The organism is Streptomyces sp. NPDC046985 (assembly GCF_040644415.1).
In the GTDB taxonomy this organism is placed as follows: Bacteria; Actinomycetota; Actinomycetes; order Streptomycetales; family Streptomycetaceae; genus Streptomyces.
The window spans coordinates 596,739-603,393 of record NZ_JBEYWK010000001.1; the positions used below are offsets into that span (position 1 = coordinate 596,739).

At 73.9% G+C, this 6,655-nt stretch carries 5 protein-coding genes and 1 riboswitch; of the genes, 1 reads left to right on the forward strand and 4 read right to left on the reverse strand.

Annotation, left to right across the window (positions count from 1 at the left end; genetic code table 11):
• Positions 1 to 29: 29 nt before the first annotated feature.
• From ABZ861_RS02620 to ABZ861_RS02630, 3 genes are all read right to left on the reverse strand, one after another.
• Complete coding sequence (locus ABZ861_RS02620) at positions 30 to 1,475, reverse strand: glycine hydroxymethyltransferase (RefSeq protein WP_361622366.1); 1,446 nt, start codon at positions 1,473 to 1,475, stop codon at positions 30 to 32.
• A gap of 33 nt (positions 1,476 to 1,508) precedes the next feature.
• Positions 1,509 to 1,597, reverse strand: a riboswitch (ZMP/ZTP riboswitch).
• Positions 1,598 to 2,006: 409 nt separating this feature from the next.
• Positions 2,007 to 3,191: a glutathionylspermidine synthase family protein gene (locus ABZ861_RS02625; protein WP_361622369.1), complete on the reverse strand. Its 1,185-nt coding sequence runs from the start codon at positions 3,189 to 3,191 to the stop codon at positions 2,007 to 2,009.
• Between the two features lie 6 nt (positions 3,192 to 3,197).
• Positions 3,198 to 3,617 (reverse strand): hypothetical protein, encoded by a 420-nt coding sequence (locus tag ABZ861_RS02630; protein ID WP_361622372.1) that lies wholly within the window; start codon positions 3,615 to 3,617, stop codon positions 3,198 to 3,200.
• Between the two features lie 301 nt (positions 3,618 to 3,918).
• On the opposite strand from ABZ861_RS02630, the gene ABZ861_RS02635 reads away from it, so the two are divergent.
• Positions 3,919 to 4,755: a hypothetical protein gene (locus ABZ861_RS02635; RefSeq protein WP_361622482.1), complete on the forward strand. Its 837-nt coding sequence runs from the start codon at positions 3,919 to 3,921 to the stop codon at positions 4,753 to 4,755.
• A gap of 384 nt (positions 4,756 to 5,139) precedes the next feature.
• Here the strand turns inward: ABZ861_RS02635 and ABZ861_RS02640 are convergent, their stop codons facing one another.
• Positions 5,140 to 6,129 (reverse strand): malate dehydrogenase, encoded by a 990-nt coding sequence (locus ABZ861_RS02640; RefSeq protein WP_361622375.1) that lies wholly within the window; start codon positions 6,127 to 6,129, stop codon positions 5,140 to 5,142.
• Positions 6,130 to 6,655: the final 526 nt, after the last annotated feature.

A 6,655-nucleotide genomic window follows, 5' to 3' on the forward strand; every position in this document is an offset into this window, starting at 1 on the left:
CGGGCGCCGGGCCGCCGGGCGCCGGGGCGTCAGCCGAGGTCGATCTCCGGGTACAGCGGGAAGCCCGCGACGAGGTCGGTGGCCCGGTGGGAGACCTCGTCCGCGACCTTCGGGTCGAGCACGTGCTGCGCCTTGGAGGGGGCGCCCTTGGCGGTGGTCCCGGGCTCGGTCGTCGTCAGCACCCGGTCGATCAGGCCGGCGACCTCGTCCATCTCGGCGGCGCCGAGGCCGCGGGTGGTCAGCGCGGGGGTGCCGACGCGGATGCCGGAGGTGTACCAGGCGCCGTTGGGGTCGGCGGGGATGGCGTTGCGGTTGGTGACGATGCCGGAGTCCAGCAGCGCGGCCTCGGCCTGGCGGCCGGTCAGCCCGTAGGAGGAGGCGACGTCGATCAGGTTGAGGTGGTTGTCGCTGCCGCCGGTCACCAGCGTGGCGCCGCGCCGCGTCAGGCCCTCGGCCAGGGCGCGGGAGTTGTCGACGATCCGCTGGGCGTAGTCCCGGAAGGCGGGCTGGCGGGCCTCCGCGAGGGCGACCGCCTTGGCGGCCATGACGTGCGGGAGCGGGCCGCCGAGCACCATCGGGCAGCCGCGGTCGACCTGGTCCTTGAGCGAGTCGTCGCACAGGACCATGCCGCCGCGCGGGCCGCGCAGCGACTTGTGGGTGGTGGTGGTGACGATCTGGGCGTGCGGGACCGGGTCGAAGTCGCCGGTGAGCACCTTGCCCGCGACCAGCCCGGCGAAGTGGGCCATGTCGACCATGAGCGTGGCGCCGGTCTCGTCGGCGATCTCCCGCATGATCCGGAAGTTCACCAGGCGCGGGTAGGCGGAGTAGCCGGCGACGATGACCAGCGGCCTGAACTCGCGGGCCGAGGCGCGCAGGGCGTCGTAGTCGATCAGGCCGGTGGCCGGGTCGGTGCCGTAGGAGCGCTGGTCGAACATCTTGCCGGAGATGTTCGGGCGGAAGCCGTGGGTGAGGTGGCCGCCCGCGTCCAGGGACATGCCCAGCATGCGCTGGTCGCCGAGGGCGCGGCGCAGCTCGGCCCAGTCCTCCTCGGAGAGGTCGTTGACCTGGCGGACGCCGGCCTTCTCCAGCGCGGGCAGCTCGACGCGCTGGGCGAGGACGGCCCAGAAGGCGACGAGGTTGGCGTCGATGCCGGAGTGCGGCTGGACGTAGGCGTGGCGGGCGCCGAACAGCTCCCGCGCGTGCTCGGCGGCCAGCGACTCGACGGTGTCGACGTTGCGGCAGCCGGCGTAGAAGCGGCGGCCGACGGTGCCCTCGGCGTACTTGTCGCTGAGCCAGTTGCCCATGGCCAGCAGGGTGGCCGGGGAGGCGTAGTTCTCGGAGGCGATCAGCTTGAGCATCTCGCGCTGGTCGGCGATCTCCTGGCCGATGGCGTCGGCGATCCGCGGCTCGACGGCGCGGATCACGTCGAGGGCGGCGCGGTAGGCGGTGGACTCGCGGGAGAGGGGCGCGGACATGGCGGGGACCTCCGGACGTGGCGTTCGGCTGCACGGGACGGCCCAGGCGCACGGCACACTTGTCGCTCAGGCCGCTCCCCGATGGTCGGTCCCATCCCAGCGCGCCAGTCACGGCCCGAGTCCCAGCCTACCGGGCGCCCCGTCCCCGCACGCCGCAACGTCCGCCATGCGAGCGCGATCTGGGACGGGGACGGACGTCGTCCGGCGGGCGGGCGTCGTCGTTCGGGCGTCGTCGTTCGGGCGTCGTAGTTCGGGCGTCGTCGTTCGGGCGGACGGGCGTCGTCGGCCTCCCCCGTCGCCGGGGTCGTCGACCGGCTCTCCGAGGGCGGACGCCGGGAGAACCGCCTCTACATGCTGCACCACGCCCTGATCAGCCACGCCCTGCGTCTACGGGGCACCGGCGCCGGCGAGTCGCCCCTCTTCCGGACCGTCCGCTTCCCCCGGGACTCCTCCCGCGCCCCCCCACGACCATGACGGGCAGATTTGAGTCGGTGGCGTGCACCGCGCTTCTCGACTCCTGATCGATCCGGTCTAGAGGATCACGTGCGGCAGGAAGCGGGCGTATTCGTCGGTGATCAGACCGGAGGACTCGCGGATGCCGAGGCCGGCGGGCTCGTCCCCGACGACCCAGGCGCCGAGGACGACGTGGTTGCCGTCGAAGGCGGGCAGCGGGGCGAGCGCCTGGTAGCAGCAGGGCTCGTCGCGCGGGACCGGCGGCGTGCCCGGCGCGTGCACGGTCACTCCGGCGCCCTCGCGGCCGAGCAGCGGCTTGGCGACGTAGCCGGTGGTCGCCGCCAGGTCGCGCGGGCCGTCCAGGTGGGCGGGGAGCAGGTTCGGGTGGCCGGGGAACATCTCCCAGAGGACGGCGAGCAGCGCCTTGTTGCTCAGCAGCATCTTCCAGGCGGGCTCGATCCACAGGGTGGCGCCGGTGCCGCCGCCGTTGTCGAGGGTGTCCAGGACGTGTCCGGCGAAGCGGTCGGAGGTCAGCCACTCCCACGGATAGAGCTTGAAGACGCTGCGGATGAAGTGCAGGCCGTTGTCGACGAACCGGCCGGAGAGCGGGTCCCAGCCGATCTCCTCCATGGAGATCCAGTCGGTGTCGAGGCCCGCCTGCTCGGCGGTCTCCTTGAGGTAGGCGACCGTCATCAGGTCCTCGCCGAGTTCGTCGTCGGCGGAGTGCGCGAAGTGCAGCGGGGCGCCCGGCGGGAGCAGATGGGCCTGCCGCTTCCAGGCGTCGACCAGGCGTTCGTGCAGGGAGTTCCACTGGTCGGCGCCGGGGAAGCGCTCCTGCATCCAGAACCACTGCGGCGAGGCGGCCTCGACGAGGGAGGTGGGGGTGTCGGCGTTGTACTCCAGCAGCTTCGCCGGGCCCGTGCCGTCGTAGCGCAGGTCGAAGCGGCCGTAGACGGTGGGGAGTTCGGCGCGGCGGCGCCAGGACTCGGCGACGGCGCGGGCGAGGCGGGCGTCGGTGATGCCGAGGTCGGCGAAGCGGCCTGCGGCGACGATGCGGTCCGCCGCCGCCAGGCACATGCGGTGCAGTTCCTCGACGGTCTCCTCCAGGGCCTCGACCTCGGGGAGCGTGAAGGCGTAGTAGGCGCTCTCGTCCCAGTAGGGGCGCAGGGCGCCGTCCGGGTACCGGGTGAGCGGGTAGATCAGCCCCTGTGACTCGACGGTCTGCTGCCAGCCGGGGCGGGGCGCGAGGGTGCGGCGTTCCACGCGGGGTCAGCCGCCGGACTTGCCGTGGCCGCCGCCGAAGCCGCCGCGGTCGACGCCGCCGCGGCCCGAACCGCCGGACTTGCCGCCCGACTTGGTGAAGGAGCCGCCGTCGATGTAGCCGCTGCCCCGGCTGCCGCCGTAGTACCAGGTGCCGTGCACCGGGGACGAGGAGGACTTGCAGTACTTGTCGTCGACGACCTTGTACCCCTTGGAGTGGGTGTAACTGTCGCGGTCGACGCAGCGCTTGTCCGGGTCGGAGGAGCAGGCCGCGAGCGTCGTGGCGAGCAGTCCCACGCCGCCGAGCACCACCGCGCCGGACCTCAGCCGCCGTCGTACGGCCGCCGCGTCCGTCTCGCCTGCCGCGTCCGTCTCGCCTGCCGCGTCCGCCCCGCCTGCCGCGTCCGCTCTGTCCGCTGTGTCCGCCATGCCCGTCTCCCCGTTCTCCCCGTGATGGTTCCGTCGTCGGCCGTGCGCCGGTCGCGGACGTCCGACGGCCAGCCTAGAGACGGCGCCGATGCCGGGCCACGGGCCCCCTGGGTTCCGTCGCGGGCGCTCCGCTCCCCTCGCCGGGCCGCCGGGAACTACTTCCTGCCCCGCATCGCCGTGCGAACGCCTGCGACCCGCCGTCAGGCGGCAGGCCCTGGGGGCTTTCGTTCGGATCAGGCCGGATCAGCGAGCCCGGCATGATCTGAACGAGAGGCCCTAGAGTCGGCTCGTGCTCTTGGGAATGGTGTGCGCGCTCGGCGCGGCGGTGTGTTTCGGTACGGCGACGGTGCTCCAGGCGGTCGCCGCGCGGGCCGCCGCGGATCCGGCCGGGTCCGGCGGCGGGGGCGCCGACGCGGCGCTGCTTCTTCGGGCGCTGCGGCAGTGGCGGTACCTGGCGGGCCTGGCTCTGGACGGGCTCGGCTTCGTGTTGCAGATCGTGGCCCTGCGCTCGCTGCCCATCTACGTGGTGGGCGCGGCCCTCGCGGCCAGCCTGGCGGTGACCGCGGTGGTCGCGGCCCGGCTGCTGCGGGTGCGGCTGAGCGGCACGGAGTGGGGCGCGGTGGGCGTGGTCTGCGCGGGCCTGGCGATGCTGGGCCTGGCCTCGGGCACGGAGGGCGACCGGGCCGGCCCGGCGGCGCTGCGCTGGGCGATGCTGGCCGCCGCCGCGGCCGTGCTGGCCCTGGGCGCGGTGGCCGGGCGCCTCCCCGACCGCGGCCGGGCCCTGCTGCTCGGTCTCGGCGCGGGCTTCGGCTTCGGCGTGGTGGAGGTGACGGTGCGGCTGATCGACTCGCTCCGCCCGGCTGCGCTGGTCGCCAATCCGGCGGCGTACGCGCTGCTGCTCGGCGGCGGCGCCGCCTTCCTGCTGCTGACCTCGGCGCTCCAGCGCGGCTCGGTGACGACCGCCACCGCCGGGATGGTGATCGGCGAGACGATCGGCCCCGCCGCGGTGGGCGTGGTGTGGCTGGGCGACCGCACGCGGGAGGGCCTGACGTGGCTCGCGGTCCTGGGCTTCGCGATCGCGGTGACCGGCGCGCTGGCCCTCGCCCGCTTCGGCGAGGCCCCGAGCGAACAGACGTGAGCGGGACGCCTGCGGGCGGCGGACGGGAGGCGGGCCGCGGGAGGCGGGCCGGTTCGGCTCGGACGCCCGCAGGCGGCAGCCGCTGAGCGACCCGAGCCGGACGCCCTCATCCGCCGTCCCGTCCCGTCCCAGGCTGGGCTGAGCTGGGCGTCCGCGAGCGCCGAACGGTCCGGAGCCGTACGCCCGTGCCGGGACGAGACGGGACAGGACGAGACGGGACGGGACCGGAGACGCCGGGCCGGGCGATCGGTCCTCGGAGGCTGTGCGGTGCCAGCGGTGAGGACGGCCGCGGGCCCCGTCCCGGATGACGTCGGAACGGGGCCCGTGGCGAGCCGACTTGGCGGGCGGCGGGTCGCGGAAGGCGCAACCCGGGGGCGCTCAGGCTCAGATGAGGCCGAGGCCGCGGACCGCCTCGCGCTCCTCCTCCAGCTCCTTGACGGAGGCGTCGATGCGGGCGCGGGAGAACTCGTTGATCTCCAGGCCCTGGACGATCTCGTACCGGCCGTCCTTGGCGGTGACCGGGAAGGAGGAGATCAGGCCCTCCGGGACGCCGTAGGAGCCGTCCGACGGGATGCCCATGGAGGTCCAGTCGCCCTCGGCGGTGCCGTTGACCCAGGTGTGGACGTGGTCGACGGCGGCGTTGGCGGCGGAGGCGGCCGACGAGGCGCCGCGGGCCTCGATGATGGCGGCGCCGCGCTTGGCGACGGTCGGGATGAAGTCCTCGGCCAGCCACTTCTCGTCGCTGACGACCTCGGCGGCGTTCTTGCCGGCGATCGTGGCGTGGAAGACGTCCGGGTACTGGGTGGCGGAGTGGTTGCCCCAGATGGTCAGGCGCTTGATGTCGGCGACCGAGCTGCCCGTCTTCTGCGCGAGCTGGGTCAGCGCGCGGTTGTGGTCGAGGCGGGTCATGGCGGTGAAGCGCTCGGCCGGCACGTCCGGGGCGGCGGCCTGGGCGATCAGCGCGTTGGTGTTCGCCGGGTTGCCGACGACCAGCACCTTGACGTCGTCCGCGGCGTGGTCGTTGATGGCCTTGCCCTGCGGCTTGAAGATGCCGCCGTTGGCCTCCAGGAGGTCGCCGCGCTCCATGCCCTTGGTACGGGGGCGGGCGCCCACCAGGAGGGCCACGTTGGCGCCGTCGAAGGCGACGTTCGGGTCGTCGCTGATGTCGATGCCCCGCAGCAGCGGGAACGCGCAGTCGTCCAGCTCCATCGCCGTGCCCTCGGCGGCCTTCAGCGCCGGGGTGATCTCCAGGAGCCGCAGCTTGACCGGCACGTCCGCGCCGAGGAGCTGGCCGGAGGCGATGCGGAAGAGCAGGGCGTAACCGATCTGGCCGGCTGCGCCGGTGACGGTGACGTTCACGGGAGTGCGGGTCATGGCGTTCTCCGTATGACAGCAGGCGGTGGGGCGTCCCTGCCCCGGGTGCTGGATCCCCGCGTCCGGTGGGCGCCCGGCGCCGCCGCGGTGACCGATCCCGGGTGAGGATGATCGATCTCTTGGCGTCAAGAGAGATCCAGCGATCAGGCTATCGCGCCTCCGGCGCCCCGGACGGCAGGGCCCCTGTGGGCCGCCCCACAGCCAGGCGAGCGGGAACGCCGCGGGAGGTGGGAGGGGGAGACGGGGGCAACGGGGCGTGCGCCGGAGGAGAGGACACGTGGGCGAGAGCGGAAGGGCAAGGAGGCGGGAGCGGAAGGGAAGGGAGGGGTTGCGCGGGGAAGCAGTGAAGAAACGTGCGGGGCGCGCATGGGGCGCGGGATCGAGGGCACAGGAAACTCACCCCCCACGGGAGTCCGGCTGACCGGCACCCCCACCCGGCGGTCGTCCGTCCGGGGCGTCTCCCTGATGAGACGCCCACCGCGCGCAGGGTCCCCTTCTCCGACGTGGAACGGGCCCGTGTGCAGGT

Excerpts from the sequence above, each read along its gene's own strand:
- ABZ861_RS02620 (WP_361622366.1), bottom strand. The coding sequence starts at position 1,475 with ATGTCCGCGCCCCTCTCCCGCGAGTCCACCGCCTACCGCGCCGCCCTC.
- ABZ861_RS02630 (WP_361622372.1), bottom strand. The coding sequence starts at position 3,617 with ATGGCGGACACAGCGGACAGAGCGGACGCGGCAGGCGGGGCGGACGCG.
- ABZ861_RS02635 (WP_361622482.1), top strand. The coding sequence starts at position 3,919 with ATGGTGTGCGCGCTCGGCGCGGCGGTGTGTTTCGGTACGGCGACGGTG.
- ABZ861_RS02640 (WP_361622375.1), bottom strand. The coding sequence starts at position 6,129 with ATGACCCGCACTCCCGTGAACGTCACCGTCACCGGCGCAGCCGGCCAG.